The following is a 20,951-nucleotide window of genomic DNA, read 5'->3' as shown; positions in this document are numbered from 1 at the left end:
AGGCTAGAAATGAAAAATACTCCATCGACTTCAGATAAGAATCAGATTAGCAAGCTACGTAATAGCATACTTTATGAACTGAAATATTCTCTCGGAGTGATACTATCAACAGCATCATCCAGTGACATTTTTAGTGCATTAGCACTGGTCGTGCGACGCAACCAAACTGATGATTATTTTAACACTCGGGAACGACATCACCAGGCAAGAAAAAAACGTATCTATTATATTTCTATGGAGTTTTTAATTGGTCAATCTCTGCGGAATAACTTAATAAATCAAGGGATAATGGAGATAGCTAAAGCCGCATTAGAATCTCTTGGGGTAGATTTTGAAGTTATTGTAAAAAGTGAAGAAGATGCAGCATTAGGTAATGGGGGGTTGGGGCGCCTGGCTGCATGTTTCATTGATTCAATGGCAACCTTGGATATTGCTGGCTCTGGTCACGGTATAAAATACGAATATGGCTTGTTTCACCAACAAATTCAGGATGGACAACAAATAGAGAAGCCTGATGATTGGCACTCTGCACACTCACCCTGGCTAATAGAACATCAAAGTCAGGCAATGATAATTCCGCTGTATGGGCGCATAGTCGAAATAGAGGACCAGCAAGGAAATTACAATCCAATGTGGATGGATTGGAAAATAATTATTGGTGTGCCTCACGACTATCTGGTCTCAGGTTATATTAATCATACCGTAAACTCGTTGCGTTTATATAGTGCTTGCGCTTCAGATTCATTTGATATTCATATCTTTAATCATGGTGATTATCTGAATGCTGTTAATCAAAAAATAGCATCGGAAAATATCTCTAAAGTGCTTTATCCCTCCGATGAAGTGTTGGCAGGGAAGGAATTACGCTTAACACAAGAGTATTTTCTGGTGGCTTGTACATTACGTGATGTCATGCATGATTTCTTCTTACTTTCCAGTGATATTAACCAGTTGCCGGATTTTGTAGCCATTCAACTTAATGATACCCACCCGGCCCTAGCTATTGTTGAGCTAATGAGAATATTGGTAGATGAACATACTGTTGATTGGGATATCGCTTGGGATTTGACACAACGGGTTTGCGCCTACACCAATCATACTTTAATGCCAGAGGCGTTAGAGAAGTGGTCAGTTAATTTATTCGAGTTGTTGCTGCCTCGACATCTACAAATTATTTATGAAATCAACCGCCGTTTCTTACTGGAAATACATAGATGGCGTCCTGAACGTGCAGATTTATTAGCATCAATGTCTTTGATTGAAGAGACGCCTGAAAAGAAAGTTCGCATGGCCTACCTTGCTATTATTGGTAGTCACAAAGTGAATGGAGTGGCTAAACTTCATTCGGAATTAATTAAATCGAATCTTGTACCCGATTTTTATCATTTAATGCCAGAGAAGTTCACTAATCAAACCAACGGTGTTACACCTCGTCGCTGGATTCAGCAGGCTAATCCTCGGTTATCGACTTTTCTGGATTGTCACTTAGGCCATGAATGGGTTACCGACCTGACTCTTTTGACTAAACTTAAATCGTTAGCGAACGAACGTGACATTATTGCCGAACTGGCTGAAATTAAAAAATTTAATAAATTAAAATTAAGTCAGATAATTACGCGTCAGCAAGGAATAATTATCAATCCCGAAGCTATGTTCGACTGTCAGATTAAACGAATTCATGAGTATAAACGGCAATTACTCAACATCCTCTATGTGATAAACCTTTACCAGAAAATGCTGAATGGAAGAGGAACTATTTCGCCGAAAGTCCATATATTCTCGGGCAAAGCTGCACCGGGTTATGCCATGGCCAAATTGATCATCCAGTTGATTAATCAAGTTGCTCTTAAAGTGAACAATGATCCTAGAGTCAATGAGCAACTAAAAGTGGTTTTTTTAGAAGACTATAAAGTCTCGCTAGCGGAAAATATTATTCCAGCCGCTGACTTATCAGAGCAGATATCTACTGCGGGTACTGAAGCATCGGGTACCAGCAATATGAAGCTGGCGATGAATGGTGCTTTAACTATCGGAACGCTAGATGGCGCTAATATTGAAATTAGAGATGCTGTGGGTCATGAGAATTTCTATGTTTTTGGTTTGTCTGCGGAGCAAATTGCTGAGCAAAGAGCTAAAGGACGGTCATCATATGATGAGTATTTATCTAATACAGAACTTAAAGAAACTGTTGATTCACTTATTTCAGGTGCTTTTCATGCCGATAAGAACCTGTTTTCACCGATATTTCATATGTTGGTGAGTCACGGTGACCACTATTTCCATTTGGCTGATTTTGATAGTTATTGTTACGCACAATATCAAGCATTGACCGATTATAGCGATACTTACAGTTGGCACAAGCGAGCATTAAACACGATAAGTGGCATGGGAGAGTTTTCCAGCGACAGGACTATTCGTGGATACAGCAAGGATATTTGGAGGGAGGACAACCTTAAGTGAAACATTACAAATCACTCACGGTATTACTTAGTGGACTCTTTTTCTGCCCGCTGGTGACTGCGAGTGAAACGACTAATCCACCAGCTGTTAAATTATTTACCAGCCCTTGGTCACGCCTTTTTTCTGGTGATGAGAACACATTTTCAACGGCATTAACCTATAGTTCGCCACTTAAAAAAAAGATGGTTAATGTACCTACAGGGAAATATAGCTCGGAGGAAATATATAAACTAAATCAGCGGGGACTTTTTAGTGTGCAGTATTCCCCAATAAGTTATCTTTTTGCCAATATGACGGTTCGGGTTCCATTACAAAATACCAGTAAATACAGTACCGATTTTGTTTATAGTTTTGGTTATGACGATTGGCATCCGGGTACTTTTAGTTTGGTTTATGGTAATTACAACGATAATAATAGTTTCTTCCCTACGACAGGTGCTCAAAGAACACGGTTTGAACAAGGCTCTTGGACTTTGGGCTATAAATTTACCTTACCCAAGACGGTGGAGTCTGCATTATTGATTAACAAAGATGACTCACTGATTTGTCAAGTTGGCTATAGCTATGTGCCTCGTTATTACTCTGACGCTTCATCAACTATCAAAGAAAATAAGAACAGTTTTTTAGGGAGTTGTGGCTATACCTTACAACAACACTATTTTTTGCGTTTGTCCGCGTTTTATTACCCTAACAAGAATCAGCAGCAACCTTGGAATTATGATTATACCTATAGTTTTGGCTATACGTCTGGCTACGCTCCGGGGTCCTGGTCGCTTTTTTATGGCAATTACACCGGGACTCGCTACCCGTGGCGGCAGAATGCAAATGCTAATTTTCGTAGTGGGACAATAAATCTCAGTTGGACATTACCCCTATAAATTGGAGGTGTAAGAATCTGTGCTACGCTTAATTACGCTATTAATAGTTAAGTGAGCATAATGTTTTTGTGGGTATGAAAGGTTCAGGGACGTTGAGCATCCTCTATCGACGATGATGTTTGATAAATTATGTTTACACGAAGCTCTTGGGTAACTTATGCAACCACATCCTTCCGCTACTGGTGTGACATCTATTCTTGTTGTTGATGATTCAGCAAGTTATCGCTTTTTACTGGTTAATCTACTAAAAAATTGGCAATTTACTGTTTTTGAAGCAGAAAATGGCCAAGATGCTTTGGCTATCCTTGATAATAATGCCATCAATATGGTGATCAGTGACTGGGAAATGCCAGTTATGGATGGGTTGAAACTCTGTACTACTATCCGTAAACATTATTCCGATAGGTATATTTACTTAGTATTGATAACCGTGCGGCAATCCGTCGAGGATTTGATCGCAGGATTAGATGCGGGCGCCGATGATTTTCTGTCAAAGCCGATAAATCAAAGTGAGCTACGCGCCCGATTACATGCAGGTGAACGGATATTAATGCTAGAGGCAACCCTCGATGCCCGTAATCAGAAACTGTCCCAAGCCTACCAACAAATAGAAGATGACTTGCAGGCTGCGGCAAAATTGCAACGTAGTGTTTTGCCAGCAGAAAAGCTAATGGTGAGTGGTTTTCAAGCCGAATGGATGTTTATACCCTCCGCGTATGTTTCGGGTGACTTGTTAAGTTTTTTCCAACTGGGAAATCAACACATTGGTTTTTATAGTATTGATGTTGCAGGGCATGGCGTGGCTGCGGCGATGCTCTCACTGTCAGTTGCACGCCAATTTCTTAATGGGCGCACGGTAGATAACTTACTGATTTCACTGGCAGATACTCCCTCTGGTTATCTAATTACCCCGCCACACAAAGTTGTGAGCGAACTTAATCGCCGTTTTTGTATAGAGAATGATGATATAGCCAGCTATTTCACTCTTATTTATGGCGTTATCGATGTTCAAACAGCGGGTGGGGTGCTTTGCCAAGCTGGGCATCCGACCCCCTTTATTGTCAGTAGTTCAGGTCAGATTACCCCTATTGGTGACGGTGGTGCACCGGTTGGACTTATTGATTCGATGGACTATCAGGACACTGCGTTCACTCTTGCTTCGGGTGATCGGCTCTATTTATTCACCGATGGCATTGTTGAGTGTGAAAACCCTGAGCAAGAGCTATTTGGAGAACGACGATTACAAGACTTACTGGCCGCAAGTCAACGTGACTGTGTGCAAACTGTTTTTGGGCAAGTACAGCAGGCACTGAAATACTGGCATCCGGTACAAAAAGATGAACATCAAAGTGATATTCAGAATGGGCGTTCTGTATTTAGTGATGATATCTCGTTACTGGTGATCGAACGCAATAACAATTCCCCTCTCCTGGCAGCATTGTAAGGAAGAAAAAATGAACTTTGAAACTCAGACAATTGACAATGTATTGGTGATAACCCCCTTGATCAGGCGACTCGATGCATCAGTTTCCCTGAAATTTAAGGAAGATATACAAGCAATGATCGCTCAGGGAGCCAAAAATATTTTATTGGATTTTAGTCGGGTAGATTTCATCGACAGTAGTTGTTTAGGTGCTCTGGTTTCGTTGTTGAAGACCTTAAATGGGAAAGGTGAACTGGCTATTTGCTCACTGAATAATAATATCCACGGAATGTTCAAATTAACCCGGATGGATAGGATATTTACTATCGGTGCTAATCAACCCGATACATTACAGCAGATGCATTCCGTAGCACCTTAATTTGTAAGGAATACCTATTTATGAAAGCCATGATCCTTGCTGCAGGGAAAGGAACCAGAGCCAGACCACTGACCACCATACTGCCAAAGCCAATGATTCCATTGATTCGAAAACCTATTATGGAATCGATTATTGAGCATTTAAGAAAATATGGTTTTAATCAGTTAATGGTGAATACCAGCTATCTATCTGTGGACATCGAGAATTATTTTCGTGATGGCCATGCCTGGGGAGTAGAAATAGGTTACTCCTACGAAGGTATTATGGAGGGTAATACTTTTGTTGACAATGTTCTGGGGTCAGCGGGTGGAATGAAACACATCCAAAATTTCTCAGGTTTTTTTGATGAAACTTTTGTCGTTGTCTGTGGTGATGCATTAATTGATGTAGATTTCGATAAGGTATTGGCTTTCCATCGAGCCAGAAAAAGTGTGGCAACCTTGGTGATGCGCCCAGTCTCAGCAGATCAGGTAAACAAATACGGTATTGTTGTTACTGATGAGCAGGGTAGAGTTAGTAAGTTTCAAGAAAAACCTAAAACCGAGGATGCATTATCAAACAATGCCAATACCGGAATCTATGTTTTTGAGCCAGAAATATTCGATTATATTCCTGATGGCGTTGAATACGACATTGGTAGTCAGTTGTTCCCCAAACTTGCTGAATTAGGTGTTCCTTTCTACGGTATTGCCTTGCCCTTCCAATGGGTTGATATTGGGTCTCTACAAGATTTTTGGCGTGTAAATCGCATGATCCTTAATCAAGATTTACCCGACTATCCCATGCCGGGAATTAAAATTGCACCTCAAATCTGGTGTGGACTTAATGTTAAAGCCGACTTTTCGACCTTAGATATTGAAGGGCCAGTCTATATTGGTAGTAGTACAGAAATACAGTCTGGCGTAACGATTAAAGGGCCTACAATTATTGGTGCGGGGTGTTTATTAGAGCAGGGAGCTGTTATCGATCAGAGTTTTATTGCTGATTATACCCGGGTCGGGGGTATTGCGCATTTGCATCAACAGATGATTTTTGCTGGGAAAGTTATCTCACCAGACGGTATGTCCATTGATTTATCTGAGGCGGGTTTAAACTGGCTCATTGATGATAAACGGCGTAAAGATATTATTATGGCAGAGAAATCTTTGTTCGATGAATTCCTACATAAAGATACGTTGATATGAGTTATCACCAGCGTGACTCACAGGGCTGGTTAATGAGAATATGTTTGCCTGCTTCCTTGTCTAGCCTGAATGTTTTACATGAAAAGTTACTACAATTTATTCAACCCTTAAAGATTGATTCATCTAGCAGTTATGCTATGGAACTTGCATTAAATGAAGCATTTATCAATATTGTAAAGCATGGTGTTAACTATGATGCCACCCAAGATATTACTATTGTGATGCATTATGGCAATAATCAACTAGCTGTGACCTTACAAGATAAAGGAAAGCCTATACCTACAAAATTTTTGCAAAATAAAAGTGGGTTGTCTCATATTCCTGAGTTGTCAGCGCCGGATTCTTGGCCAGAAAATGGGATGGGATTGATGATGATGTTTAATGCCGTTGATGACATCAGTTATAAAGTGGAAGAGGGCATCAATTATCTATCGCTGATAAAGAAAATAGAAGAGTAGGCGTAAAAATTATGTTTATTCATAAAATAATGCTCTTCGAACTCCCCCTTAAAATGGGCTGATTTATCTCACTTATCTTCATGGATTGACTGAGGTTGTGATAATGGCTTTTTATTTCTCTTCGTTTGAAAACAGGAAACCACCATCACCACTCAAAACTCATTGGGCTACTGAGTTTTTATGGCAAAGTCTGGCGGTTGCAGCGCTTATCTTGGGGGCAAATTATATCCGCTGGCGCTGGATGAATTCACTGAATTACGATGCGCTTTGGTATTCCATCCCTTTGGTAATGGCTGAAACACTAGCCTATATTGGTTCTGTTTTATTCACTATCAACCTCTGGAAAGTCAGAGATATTCCTGTACTCCCAGTACCTGAAACAATCGATGACTGTATAGCCGCGGAAGAGATGCAAGAAAGGCGTCAGATAAAAGTTGATTTGTTTATTGCCACCTATAATGAAGATGTCGAATTAGTGCGTTTATCGATTCGGGATGCACTCGCCGTAACTTATCCCTTCTCCTTGGATTATCGCATTCATGTATTAGATGATGGTAAACGAAGCGAAATGGAGGTTGTTGCAAAAGAAGAGGGGGTTAATTACTTAAGTCGGGAAAATAATATCGGTTACAAAGCAGGTAATCTCCGCCACGGGCTGGATATGACGGACGGTGACTTTATTATTATCTGTGATGCAGATACCCGAGTTTTCCCCACAATATTGACTCATACTTTGGGTTATTTTCGTGATGTTGATGTTGCCTGGGTCCAGACTCCTCAGTGGTTTTATGATTTACCACAGGGCAAGCGATTACCTGAATGGGCAAAGAAAAAATTAGGTTCAGCAGGTTATTTTGTTGGTAAAGGGATTGAAAAATTGGTTGGCCCGCTTACTGTGGGGCATGATCCCTTTTTTAATGATCCGCAAATGTTTTACGATGTTATTTTACGCCGACGTAATTGGGCTAATGCGGCTTTTTGTTGTGGCGCCGCATCAATTCATCGTCGTGAAGCTATTATGCAAGCTGCACTGCGTCGCTATGTAGATAATATAGAAGATGAGATCGAGCAATATACGGGCGACCTAACTGATAAAGAAACCAAAGTAGACTTGGCTAAGGCCATGTTACCTCATGTGGTGCATGATACCGAGCTGATGCCATATAAATTTCATGTTTCAGAAGATATCTATACTTCTATCGTTTTACATGGTGATCCAGGCCGTAAATGGCGATCTGTCATGCACCCGCAAATAGAATCAAAAATGCTTTCACCGCAGGATTTGTTGACCTGGATGATCCAGAGATTTAAATATGCGGCTGGTTCAATGGATATTGCCTTGCATGACAGACTTTTCACTAGTAAAAGGATTAAGCTCAGTGCAATACAAAAATTAATGTACGGAACTACTTTTTGGTCCTATTTTGCCTGTATCTGGAATACGGTATTCTTGATTGCCCCATTAATTTATCTTTTTACGGGGATCCCCCCCGTTTCGACTTACTCATCTCCTTTTTATTTGCATTTTTTGCCCTTCATGATTGTCTCTGAATTAGCATTTATGTTTGGCACCTGGGGTATATCAGCGTGGGATGGGAAATCGTCTTTTCTTGCTTTATTTTCCATGAATCTACGAGCTCTTGATACAGTACTAAGAGGTGAGAAAATCAAGTTTCATGTGACGCCCAAAGAACGCCAACAGGGCAATTTTTTATCCTTAGTTAAACCTCAGCTCGCCATTATTGGGCTGACGTTATTGGGGTTGATTTGGGGGGCGATTCAGATAGCCGTAGGGAACATAAAAGATCCCTCAGGTTTTGTGATCAATATCTTTTGGGGAGCTGCAAATATTGCAGCCATGATGCCGATGGTTTTAGCCGCATTTTGGCAACCCGAGCATGCTGAATCCACCGGACAGGAGGGGGCTTGATGTCATTCAAATATAACCTCCTCAAGGCGAGAAGTTATCTGGCGATGGTGATCGGTATTTTAATCGCATTTTCTATTGTGTTGTATGTCGAAAAGAACTCTCAAGATATGGAAGATTCTCGTGTCCATATCACCACCAGTATTGGCAGACCATTAACACCAGTTCCTCGACCATTGAGTTCCGAAGAAGTAATTTGGGCTAAGGCTGCATGGCAATATTTTATTAATAATACTCAGCCGAGTGGTTTAGTGAATTCCGTGGATAAATTCCCATCGTCGACAATGTGGGATACCAGTAGTTATTTTATGGCGCTGATTTCAGCGCAACGAATTGGTATTATTCAACAAGATGAGTTTGATACCCGAATCAGTAATGCATTAGGTGCATTGGCTAAATTGCCACTATTTGAAGGTAAATTACCTAATAAAGCCTATAATACACAGACTCTATCTATGGTTAATTATATTAATCAGCCCAGTACGAAAGGTATAGGCTGGTCGGCTATTGATATCAGTCGAATGATGGTGCCATTAAATATATTGGTCTGGAGTTATCCCCAGCATGCTGTCGAGGTCAATAAGGTTATTTCACGTTGGCAATTAGATGCGCTAGTGGTCGATGATCAATTACAAGGTTCGGTAGTTGATGATAAAACTCAGCTCATTTCATTGCATCAGGAAGGGCGTATGGGGTATGAGCAATATGCGGCACGGATCCTGCAATTAGTGGGTATTAATGCTAGCTTAGCCCTTGATTACACTGTACATCTACAATTTATTAAAGTTGAAGGGATATTGGTGCCAGATGATGATCGTGTCTCGCAAAAAGAGGGGGCAAATACATTTATCGTCAGTGAACCCTATATCTTGACCGGCTTAGAGTTGGGTTTTGATCTTTATTCATCAGAACTAGCCTGGCGGGTTTTTAAGGCTCAGGAAAATCGTTTTCAGCGTACTGCTATATATACCTCTGTCAGTGAGGATCATGTGGATCAAGCTCCTTTCTTTATTTATAGCACACTCCATTATGCTAATGAAGATTGGGCGGTAATTACGGACAAAGGTGAGAGTGTCAATCAGTTACGACAGTTATCAACCAAATCGGCATTTAGTTGGTATGCCTTATGGCGCACACCTTATAGTGAACAGACACGGAATCAATTAAATAGCTTGATGGATTCGAACAAAGGTTGGTATAGCGGAATTTATGAAGTTAACAATAAAATAAATACTTCACTAAATGCCAATACCAATGGCGTGGTGTTAGAAAGTTTGGCTTTTATCAAGGGTGGAAAACTACTTTGTGCTGCCTGTCCTCAGGTGATGCAATCCGTTGGCGCAACAGATAAACAACTAAGGTAGGAAGGTTTTATGATGGGAAATCAGTCATTTTTGATAAGGTTAAGTCTCATTGTTAAGGCTGGCTGCTTGATTTTGATACTCCTGGCCATACCGTCTTTTAATACCTTTGCTGAATTACCTGGCAATAAATTAGCGTCTGAAAACTACCCTGTGCGGCACGGTGAGTTAACGCCCAGAGAGATGGCGGTTGCAGTTAATGCCTGGCAATATTTTGTCCATAATTTACAACCTACAACTGGGCTTGTTAATGCAGTTAATAATTATCCTTCGACCACAATGTGGGACAGTGCATCTTATTTGGCGGCACTGGTGTCGGCGCGCGAGTTGGGTATTATTAATAAGGAAGAGTTTGACCACCGAATGTTACCTTTTTTAAAGACACTGAATAATATTTCACTATTCCAAGGGCAATTACCCAATAAAGCTTACAACACCATAACTGCTGAAAAAGTTAACTATATGAATAAATCCGGTGAAATAGGATTTTCAGCTATTGATACTGGCCGTATGTTAATTTGGCTGAAAATTATTAAAGAACGTTATCCTGAATATGCCAATAGCATTGATAACGTGGTCTTAGGTTGGGATTTTTCACATGTTGTCGATGATTGCGGTACGTTATATGGTGCGATATTAGATAAAAATAACACGCCTCAGTATGTACAGGAAGGGCGACTGGGTTATGAAGAATACGCCGCCAGTGGTTTCCAACTTTGGGGTTTTTCTACCTGTCAGGCATCGCGCCCTGAACCTTATGATTTGGCTAAAATTTATTGTGTATTAGTCCCTTATGACTCTAGGGATGCACGCAAAACGAATCAACACAACTATGTGGTTACCGAGTCGTATATCTTACATGGCCTTGAGATGGGGTGGGATCGCAGTAATGATCGGGCTAATAAAGCAGCGAGCTACAGCCATCCGTGGATGAAAGACTTCGCCAATCGCGTCTATCAGGCACAGGAAAACCGCTATCGTGAAACGGGAATACTGACAGCGCGTTCGGAGCATCAGTTAGACCACGCCCCTTACTTTGTTTATGACACGGTTTTTTCCGATGGCTATAACTGGAACACAATTACCGATCAGGGCTTTTTTGTCCCTGAAAATGCGGCAGTGTCATTAAAAGCTGCGCTAGGCATGTGGGTATTATGGCATTCGCCGTACACTGACCGATTATTTGATGCAATAGAAAATGCTAACGTTAAGGATATCGGCTTTAACGAGGGCCTCTACGAAAATGGTAAAGGGCCAATTAAAGAGTTTACGGCAAATAATAATGGCATCATGTTAGAAGCGCTATTATTTAAAAAAACAGGGAAAATACTCCGTTTCACCAGTGGTGATCCTAGCCATAAAGATTATATTCCCTCGTTGTGGGAACGGCAGTTAATTAATGCTTTTGATGATAATAACAGTAAAAGGAATCGGCCGTATATTGATGCAACACCGAGTTTAGCCGCATTTTGTGATCAAACGGACATTGCGATACGTAAAGCACCAGATTGTAAGAGCTGCCAGTGTGCTCAGTGTCAGGATGAAAGCAGCAGTAATAATTTATTTAAATTACCGGCGGCAACATCATCATGCGCAAAACAGTGAAGTCCGCCGCTTTTGCCTGGGTTATTGGTGCTGGGCTACTGGGTGCTGCATTTACGGGCGGTATGTTTGTGGCAAGCAGTATTACTCACAGCTCTGTTGCCTATTCTGCCCGTAGTGGTGTGCTATCTGATAATGAACAATTGTGGGCGAAAGTAGCTTGGCGTTACTTTGTTAATAATACGCAAGTGAGTACTGGGTTGGTTAATTCTTTGGATAATTACCCGGTTGTTAATCTCTGGCAAATCGGCGACACACTTGTCACATTAACCGCAGCAGCCCAATTAGGGTTGATCAATCGTCAGGAGTTTGATCAGCGCCTCACACTATTATTGGCAACAATAAGTCATTTACCTTTGGTGGAGGGAAAAACGCCAAATCTGCTTTACAACACCGCCAACGGACAGATGATTGATTATGCTCACCAGCCAAAACCACTGGGGTGGTCTGCACAAGATATCGGCCGCTTAATGATAGGTTTGAAAGTTGTTGTGCGTTTTTATCCTGAATATGCTGAGTATTTGGATAAGGTCCTATTACGATGGAATTTCTGTCAGATTATTGATGGTCATGGTGAGTTACTGAAATCAGCGACTGTTAATGGCAGATTTATAGCCAAACCCGAAGGCGTTTTGGGTTATAGCGAATATACCGCTGGTGCGTTTGGTCTGTGGGGTTTTCCTGTAGGAATATCAGCTAATCTTCCCTATAACACCACGTTTATTTATGACATACCTATCGATTTTGATATCAGAGATGCTCGAACAACCTATGTACCCTCTATTGTCGTCAGCTTGCCTTATTTACTTACTGTAATGGAATTAAAAAGCACCCCAATATTTAAACAGCAAAAAAAACGGATAGATAATATCTATCGGGTACAAGAAATACGGTGGCAAAAAGAACATATATTGACGGCACGTAGTGATTATTTCACCTCAGTTGCGCCATATCACGTTTACGATACGGTGTTCGCTAACGGTTATCATTGGAATACGATTAGCGAAGACGGGCAATTTCATCCTGACCTGGCGTTGGTATCAACCCGTGTAGTTTTTGGCTTATGGGTTTTGTGGAATAGCCCTTATACCGATGCATTAATGCAGTTGACTCAGATGCAGTATGATGAACAACGCGGATGGTATGAGGGGCGTTATGAAAATAATGGTGCCTATAACAAAACAATTAGTCTGACGACAAACGCTATGGTATTGGAAACGCTGCTCTATAAAGCGGCGGGGAGTTTAATTAATAGCGACTCTACCGCGGGATATCTGGATGTGCGCATGAGTGATATTTTTTCACGACCACAATTATGCCTGCCGCAAGAAAGAGTCATCCGTCGACAGGCGGCATCGAAATGAACATTAATTGCTGGTGCAGGGCTTCTATTTTAAGTTTGGGATTTCTTTTACAACTTATCTCGTCGGTTGTTGTTGCTCAGTTGCCATCCACTTTAGATTTGTCCGGTCAGTGGCGAATACGGGATGGCAATCCGCCAGCTTCTGACGCCTGGAGTGACACCCTGGATGACAGCCAGTGGCAACAGTTGAAAGTGCCCGCTAATTGGTACAGTGAGGGCGTCGATCATCAAGGCGTATTATGGTATCGCACCCGGTTTACATTACCGGTTTTAGATACCGATGATATGGCGACCTTGGTATTCGATGGCGTCGATTATCAAACGGATATTTGGCTCAACAGTCAACGAGCGGGGCAACATAAGGGGTATTTTCAGCGGTTCAGTATCGATATCACCGATATAGCCCGAATAGATAATGTGCTGGCTATGCGTGTAGATAGCCCTTACGAGACTCCGGGCAAAATTTGGTCATTTCGTAAGCAACTGATTAAGGGCGTGTTCAACCATCATGATACTCGGCCCGGTGGCGCGTGGTCGGATCACGGACAAGATGCTAATTCAGGCGGTATCTGGGCTCCGGTAACGTCACATATCAGCCGTGGCGCTGTTATAGACAATGTACTGGCCGTGCCTGACTGGTCACGGGGGCTTGCACATCCGATTCTGAAGGTGAGTTTGGATTATCGTGCTAACCACAACCGCCCCGTTGTTATGTTGCTACGCCTGATACCCGATAATTTTATCGGCCAATCTTATCAACTGGAGAAAAGTGTTTCATTGGTTGCCAGTCAGCATAATGCACAAACTCTCACCGCTAATTTTCTGCTTGATAACCCCGCATTGTGGTGGCCGTCTGGTCATGGGAAACAAAATCTTTATCGGCTGGAGGTCAGTTTCTCAGACCGTTTAGGCATGATGGATGTGACTCATGTTCGCACTGGCTTACGGCGAATTGCGATAGACCCCCAACAGCAAAGTTGGTCAATCAATGGCAAGCGACTATTCATAAGGGGGACGAACTATATTGGTAGCCCGTGGCTGGGAAGCCTGACACCGACAGATTATCGCCATGACTTGCTCATGATGCAGCTGGCGAACATCAACGCCATACGAGTACATGCCCATGTGGCTGGGCGGGCGTTGTACGACCTGGCTGATGAGATGGGGATACTGCTCTGGCAAGATTTTCCACTGCAATGGGGATATGACGATTCAGCCTCTTTTGCCAGAGAGGCTGCCAGGCAGGCCGCGGATATGACACAGCAGTTTGGCAGCCATCCAGCGATTGTATTGTGGTCTGGGCACAATGAACCGCCCTGGGATGCCACATGGATGCAATATCGTTATTCAGACTGGCGGCCTGACATCAACCGGGCGTTAACCGCGAGCGTCGCGCAGGTGCTCAGTCAGGACCATAGCCGGATCACTCATGCTTACTCGTCCACTGCTGAACACTACTGGCAAGGGTGGTACTCAGGGCAGAAAAGTGATCATCTTAAACCGGCAACTACCTCAATCATCAGCGAGTTTGGCGCACAAGCCTTACCTGACCTGGCAACGTTAAAAACGATAATTCCGCACGCTGAGCTGTGGCCCAAAACGGCGGATAAACAAGATGAAGGCTGGCGTATCTGGGCATACCATAACTTTCAACCTCATGAGACATTTGAATTAGCTAAAGTGACTCGCGGGCCAAATATCAATACGTTTATCAAGAACAGCCAACAGTATCAGGCAAGTTTAATCCAACTCGCCGCAGAGAGTTATCGACGCCAACGTTATCAACCCGTTGCTGCATTATTTCACTTTATGTTTACTGAAAACTGGCCGTCAATTAACTGGGGCGTGGTGGACTATCTCCGCCATCCTAAGCCGGGTTATTTTGCTTTGCAGCGAGCTTATCAGCCCGTTTTACCCTCTATAGATCCGAAAACAGAAAATTGGGTGCAGGGGCAGAGAGGGCGTATTGATTTATGGGCCATCAACGACCGTTGGTTCAACTATCAAAAGGCATCATTACATTGGAAAATATTGCAAAGTGGTATGATTTTATCTAAAGGATCGCGGAACATAAAATTAATGGCGGATAGCGGTCAAAAGGTGATTGAATTGCAAGTTATACCTCGTAGCGTTCAACCAATGAATGTAATGAGTGACATTATTAACGAACAGGGTGAGATATTAGGCCACAATGAACTACAAATTTACATTCAACCCTAACTAATACTGTTTATTATTAGCAGAGAACACTTAAGCTAGATTTGATTGTGGCCAATACTATCTTAAATTACAGAGTGATCCTATGCTTTAGCCAATAGTGATTATAAGGGTATAGATATTATATGAATCCTTCTCCATTCAATGCCCATACGCAGCAATTGTCCTCATCTTGGCTTTCATTTAAGTTACAACAAAATATTTTACTGCCACTGGTTATTTTCATTATTGGACTGGTTATTTCAGGTGCGGGAGCATGGTGGCTTTATAACGAAATTGAAGCCAATGCAAAAATCGATTTTCAACGTAATGTTGATAGGGTTTCTGGAGAAGTTGAGCGACGTTTCTCTCAGCCAATATATGGGTTGAATGGGATAAGAGGTGTTTATGCTACCAACAGTCATTTAACCCGCGAGCAATTTAATGCTTATGTTGCTTCGCGTAATTTGCCGGTGGAGTTCCCTGGCGTGAGGGGATTTGGTTTTATTCAACGGGTGTCGCGCAGCCAGTTAAATGCGTTTATTACTGATACCCGAGCTGACGGTGCGCCGACGTTTTCTTTGCGGCAACTTCAGGATAAACAGCATGATGATTTGTATATTATTAAATACATTGCACCAGCAGAAAAAAACCAAGGCGCAGAGGGGCTTGATATTGGCTCTGAGTCGGTCAGACGAGAAGCCGCATTGTTGGCAATAAACAGCGGAAAACCCACTCTTTCTGGCACTATTCATCTGGTTCAGTCTAATGTTAAAACTCCCGGCACATTACTTTTTGTCCCGGTTTATAAGTCGGGTACCTATCCTACGACACTTGCTGAACGGCAGGCGTCATTGGTCGGTCTACTCTATTCACCCATTGTGATTGCTGATCTATTACGTGATATTCCCGAGTTTATGAATGGGCGAGTGGATGTTGAATTGTTTGATAGTCTCAATGATTTATCTAATAGAACGATGATCTTCGATGCAGATGGCAGTAAATACGCCAATTTCATACCGGACGAAGAGCATGATGATGAAGCCATAGCTGCCAGAATATTTCACAATACCAGCGTCTTGCCACTACCTGGTCGAAAAATGACACTGCGAATCAGCAGCACACCAGTGTTTGAAGCGCTAACCGAACGTTATGCACCTTGGTTGGTGTTTGCTTTTGGTCTTTTGCTAAGTTCGGCATTGGCTTTACTTATTCGCCAGCAAATCAGTGGACGTAATCGGGCAGAGATGCTGGCGCGGAATATGACCGCAGATCTTGAACGTCTGGCTTTAGTGGCCAAGAACACCTCTAACGCCGTCGTTATTACCGATGTAAAACGTAATATCGTCTGGGTTAACGAGGGCTTTGAACGTATTACCGGATACAGTCAAGCCGAGGCTTTCGGCAAGTCGCCGGGGAAATTACTGCAATGTAGTAATACAGACCAAGGCGTAGCAAGTGAGATGAAAATTGCGTTAGATGCCGGAGAGCCATTTAAAGGTGAAATAGTCAATCGCGCTAAATCGGGGCAAGAATATTGGATTGAGCTGGAGATTCAACCGCGTTATAACGATAAGAGTGAACTTATCGGCTTTATGGCGATTGAGTCGGATATCAGTGAACGTAAAGCGACTTATCAACGTCTTGAAGCGGCCTTACGTGAAAATAATGCCTTACTCAGCACCCTTAATTTACACGGTATTATCTCTACTGCAGACCGGGATGGGATAATCACCGATGTTAATGACGCATTTTGTACTATCAGTGGTTACAGTCGCGAAGAACTTATAGGGCAGACTTACCGCTTAGTTGATTCTCATACACATTCGACTGATTTTTGGCAATCGATGTGGCATAACATTGCTAATGGGATCTCGTGGCGTGGAGAAATCTGTAATAAAGCTAAAGATGGCTCTTTATATTGGGTCGATACCACGATTGCTCCGTTTAACAATAGTACTGGCCAGATTGAGCGATATATTTCCATTCAAGTTGATATTACAACCAATAAAAATCAGCAAGCCAATCTGATTATTGCTCGAAATCAATTAGTCAGAGCGGCGGATGTTGCTGAGTTAGGTATTTGGACCTGGAACATTCCAGAAGGTACGCTTTCTTTCGATGAGCGGATGAATAATATCTATGGGATCCCTGAGGAGTTACACAATGCCGATATCCCGTTGGCGTATTGGTATAGCCTTTTGTATCCAGAGGATATTCCCGACGTTAAAAGTGCAATAAAAGCAGCGTTAGAAAATGAAAGTGTCTATCGTCAGGTTTTCCGTATTGTGGTGAGAAATGAAGTTCACTTTATTCAATCAACTGGAACGGTTGAACGGGATGAAAGTGGCAAAGCAATGTTGATGATGGGGATTAATCGGGATATTACTCAACAACGCGAGGCCGAGAATATCCTGAAAACAGCAAGAGAAGCTGCTGAAGAAGCCAATAAGGCCAAATCTGCATTTTTGGCCAATATGAGTCATGAGCTACGGACCCCGATGAATGCCATCCTTGGCATGCTGACATTGCTACGTAGGACGGGTCTTGATAGGAAACAAGCTGATTATGCGGTTAAAAGTGAAGCCGCCACGCGCACCTTGCTGCGCTTGCTGAACGATATCCTGGACTTCTCCAAAATCGAATCCGGTAAAATGGAACTGGAATGTATCCCGTTTGATATTCGTGTGATGTTGCGTGATTTGGCGGTTATCTTATCGAGCAATCTGAAGGTTAAAAAGGTTGAGGTCTTATTTGATATTGACCCTTCACTACCCCAGTTTGTTGAAGGCGATAGCATGCGACTCCAGCAAATATTAACCAATCTGGGGGGCAATGCGCTGAAGTTCACCGAACTTGGTGAGGTGGTGCTTTTCATCAAAGTTATCACACAGGATAGCCATCACGTTACGTTGCATTTTGGGGTGCGCGATACCGGAATTGGCATTGCACCAGAGAATCAAGAAAGTATTTTTAGTGGTTTTACACAAGCAGAAGCCTCGACAACGCGCCGGTTTGGTGGCACGGGCTTAGGGCTAGTGATAAGTCAGCGCTTTGTTGCACTGATGGGCGGGACGCTCACCTTAGAAAGTGAACCGGGTAAAGGGAGCCTATTTCATTTCACCATAACGCTGTCGCTACCTTCTTATACCAATCTGGTTATTAATAATGAAACACCAAACACTTTGGTAAACAGAGCACAGGCATTGAATAATTTACGAGTCTTGGTTGTTGATGATAATCCGACAGCCTGTGACCTGATCAAACAGATGGGGGAATCACTAAAATGGACCGTTGATGTCGCAACCAGTGGCAATGATGCATTGCAATTGATGAGACAGCAGCATGATAGTGGTATTACCTACGGGGCGCTCTTTATTGACTGGCAAATGCCGGGGTTAGATGGTTGGCAGACCAGTAAATGTGTGCGTGAACTGATGCCAGTAGATAACGGCCCTATGATTGTCATGATAACCGCCCATGATCGCGAAATGTTATTACAGCGCAGCGAAGAAGAGCAGGCATTACTGGATGGTTATTTGGTTAAGCCGATCACAGCATCAATGTTGTTGGATTCAGTGATTGATGCATTAAGCGAACGCAAACAACCTGATGTTGCGAAACCGGCAATAACCGAATCTTTACACCGACTGTCTGGTATAAGGCTATTAATTGTTGAAGATAACTTGAATAACCAGCAAATAGCACGTGAGTTACTTGAGGATGAGGGAGCAGAGGTCAGTATTGCCAATCATGGCAAAGAGGCAATTGAGATATTAGAACATCATCCGTCTTCATTTGATCTGATATTGATGGATTTACAAATGCCGGTCATGGATGGCTACAATGCGACGAAATATATTCGAAAAAGTCTTGGGTTAAAAAACTTACCGATTATAGCCATGACAGCTAATGCGATGGCCTCTGATCGTGATGCCTGCCTTGCTGCTGGAATGAATGACCATATTGGTAAACCCTTTGACTTGAATAATCTAATACACATCATACGGAAATACAGTGGGCAAACTGATGTTGTCGCTACGATTAGCCATATAACTCCTGTTTTGTTATCTGCTGAATTAAAAAATGTCGCGGCAACGGCAGGAATTGACGTTGATACCGCCCTTAATCGATTAGGTGGCGATATTACGCTGTACCAAAAAATGTTATCGCTGCTTAGTGAGGATTTGGCTAATTTCCCTACCCAGTTGGAGACATTATTGACTGAAGGTGACCATCTGTCGGCATCTCGTCTGCTACATACCATCAAAGGACTTGCCGCACAGCTGGGGGCCACTGGCCTTTCTTTGAGTGCGGGGCAGGGGGAGAAGTTATTTAGCCAGGGCGCTATACCTACGGCAGATACGATTAATCAATTACTGAGTGAGATGCGAAATAAAGTATCCGTTATACAATCTGGGATAATGATACTAATCCCAATGCTATCGAAAGATAACACTAGTAATGTTGTGGCAGAGGCAGTTGATATAAAACCTATCGAGTTGGAACTGAATCGTTTGATGCTGTTATTACAAAACTCAGATATGGCTGCGTTAGAGCTGATGAATAAATTGATGATGACTTTTGCTAAGCAACTTAATGGACAATTATCTCCTCTTAATGATGCAGTAAACCAACTAGATTTTGCCAACGCTATCAAGTTATGCCAAGCCTTGATGGTTAATCTTCCTACTCAGAGAGATAAGAAGATATGACTATAATCCATTCTTTTTCGCAAGATTTGACCTTAGATCTACCCGGCACGGGGAAGCCCAAGATCCTTATTGTTGATGATCATCCGATAAATATTCAGATGCTCTATCAAGCATTCTCTTCCGATTATCATGTGTGTATGGCCACCAGTGGTAAACAGGCACTCGACGTCTGTATTAGTCAACATCCAGACTTGATTCTACTGGATATTGAAATGCCCGGTATGAATGGTTTTGAGGTTTGTGCCAGACTCAAGGCATCGCCAGACACTCAGGATATTCCTGTTATCTTTGTCACTGCGCATATTGATGAAGAGACCGAAACTCGCTGCTTTAGCGAAGGTGCCGTAGATTTTATCAGTAAACCTATTAATAGGAACACCGTTCGGGCTAGAGTGAAAACACACTTATTGCTTAAAGCTCAATCCGACTTATTACGCCAACTAGTTTATTTAGATGGATTAACCGAAGTACATAACCGGCGTTACTTTGATAAACAGTTAGAATTGGAGTGGAAACTCTCAAATCGTAACCAGACTCCACTTAGCATGATCATGATTGATGTTGATTTTTTCAAAAAATATAATGATTTATATGGGCATCAGGCAGGGGACGATTGTTTACGGAGTATTGCAAAAGTTATCCGAGAAACTCTCCGACGCCCTGCGGATTTGGTGGCCCGCTATGGTGGTGAAGAATTTGTTTGTCTGCTCCCCGACACCGAGTTAGCCGGAGCAATGGATATGGCAGAAACTATCAGGCTGCAAATTCTTGAACAAAAAATTCCACATTCTGGTTCCACAGTTTACCCCTTTGTCAGCATTAGCCTTGGGGTTTGCTGCAAAGAAAATCAAAGCGTCGGTATGTCAACGGCACTTCTGCGTCAAACTGACCTGCAATTGTATCAGGCAAAGAAAAATGGCCGAAATCAAACTAGTGGTATGCTCTATCAACTGAACGAGGGGTAAATTAAATATATTCTCGGCATTGGATCAGGCACTTAGTGAT

General features: G+C 42.4%; 13 protein-coding genes. All 13 read left to right on the top strand.

Translation table 11 applies throughout. The features are described 5' to 3' along the window. Window positions 1-9: 9 nt before the first annotated feature. The 13 genes from A6J66_008130 (at window position 10) to A6J66_008070 (ending at window position 20,911) form a co-directional block, all read left to right on the top strand. Window positions 10-2,460: a glycogen/starch/alpha-glucan phosphorylase gene (locus A6J66_008130; GenBank protein PNM24162.1), complete on the top strand. Its 2,451-nt coding sequence runs from the start codon at window positions 10-12 to the stop codon at window positions 2,458-2,460. 53 nt (window positions 2,461-2,513) lie between these two features. Continuing rightward, complete coding sequence (locus tag A6J66_008125) at window positions 2,514-3,338, top strand: hypothetical protein (GenBank protein ID PNM26938.1); 825 nt, start codon at window positions 2,514-2,516, stop codon at window positions 3,336-3,338. Window positions 3,339-3,495: 157 nt separating this feature from the next. After that, complete coding sequence (locus A6J66_008120; protein PNM24161.1) at window positions 3,496-4,782, top strand: response regulator; 1,287 nt, start codon at window positions 3,496-3,498, stop codon at window positions 4,780-4,782. A gap of 10 nt (window positions 4,783-4,792) precedes the next feature. Next, window positions 4,793-5,140 (top strand): anti-sigma factor antagonist, encoded by a 348-nt coding sequence (locus A6J66_008115; GenBank protein PNM24160.1) that lies wholly within the window; start codon window positions 4,793-4,795, stop codon window positions 5,138-5,140. Window positions 5,141-5,160: 20 nt separating this feature from the next. After that, the gene (locus A6J66_008110; GenBank protein PNM24159.1) at window positions 5,161-6,324 is read left to right on the top strand and encodes a mannose-1-phosphate guanyltransferase; all 1,164 of its coding nucleotides are present in this window, start codon (window positions 5,161-5,163) and stop codon (window positions 6,322-6,324) included. 32 nt (window positions 6,325-6,356) lie between these two features. Continuing rightward, on the top strand, window positions 6,357-6,782 hold the full coding sequence (locus A6J66_008105) for an ATP-binding protein (GenBank protein ID PNM26937.1): 426 nt from the start codon (window positions 6,357-6,359) through the stop codon (window positions 6,780-6,782). 103 nt (window positions 6,783-6,885) lie between these two features. Beyond that, entirely contained in the window at window positions 6,886-8,712 is a 1,827-nt protein-coding gene (locus A6J66_008100) for a cellulose synthase (protein ID PNM24158.1), read from the top strand. 44 nt (window positions 8,713-8,756) lie between these two features. After that, window positions 8,757-10,073, top strand: a complete 1,317-nt coding sequence (locus A6J66_008095; protein ID PNM26936.1) for a DUF3131 domain-containing protein — start codon at window positions 8,757-8,759, stop codon at window positions 10,071-10,073. An 87-nt stretch (window positions 10,074-10,160) separates the two neighbouring features. Continuing rightward, window positions 10,161-11,675, top strand: coding sequence for a hypothetical protein (locus A6J66_008090; protein PNM26935.1), 1,515 nt, complete (start codon window positions 10,161-10,163; stop codon window positions 11,673-11,675). Beyond that, window positions 11,660-13,036, top strand: coding sequence for a DUF3131 domain-containing protein (locus tag A6J66_008085; GenBank protein PNM24157.1), 1,377 nt, complete (start codon window positions 11,660-11,662; stop codon window positions 13,034-13,036). Before A6J66_008090 ends, A6J66_008085 begins: the two co-directional genes overlap by 16 nt. A 35-nt stretch (window positions 13,037-13,071) precedes the next feature. After that, window positions 13,072-15,255 (top strand): glycoside hydrolase family 2, encoded by a 2,184-nt coding sequence (locus tag A6J66_008080; protein PNM26934.1) that lies wholly within the window; start codon window positions 13,072-13,074, stop codon window positions 15,253-15,255. Between the two features lie 122 nt (window positions 15,256-15,377). Beyond that, window positions 15,378-19,946, top strand: coding sequence for a PAS domain S-box protein (locus A6J66_008075; protein PNM24156.1), 4,569 nt, complete (start codon window positions 15,378-15,380; stop codon window positions 19,944-19,946). Continuing rightward, on the top strand, window positions 19,943-20,911 hold the full coding sequence (locus A6J66_008070) for a diguanylate cyclase response regulator (protein PNM24155.1): 969 nt from the start codon (window positions 19,943-19,945) through the stop codon (window positions 20,909-20,911). Before A6J66_008075 ends, A6J66_008070 begins: the two co-directional genes overlap by 4 nt. Window positions 20,912-20,951: the final 40 nt, after the last annotated feature.

The organism is Yersinia enterocolitica (genome assembly GCA_002082245.2).
In the GTDB taxonomy this organism is placed as follows: Bacteria; Pseudomonadota; Gammaproteobacteria; order Enterobacterales; family Enterobacteriaceae; genus Yersinia; species Yersinia enterocolitica_E.
This window is presented reverse-complemented; position numbering and strand designations above follow the sequence as displayed.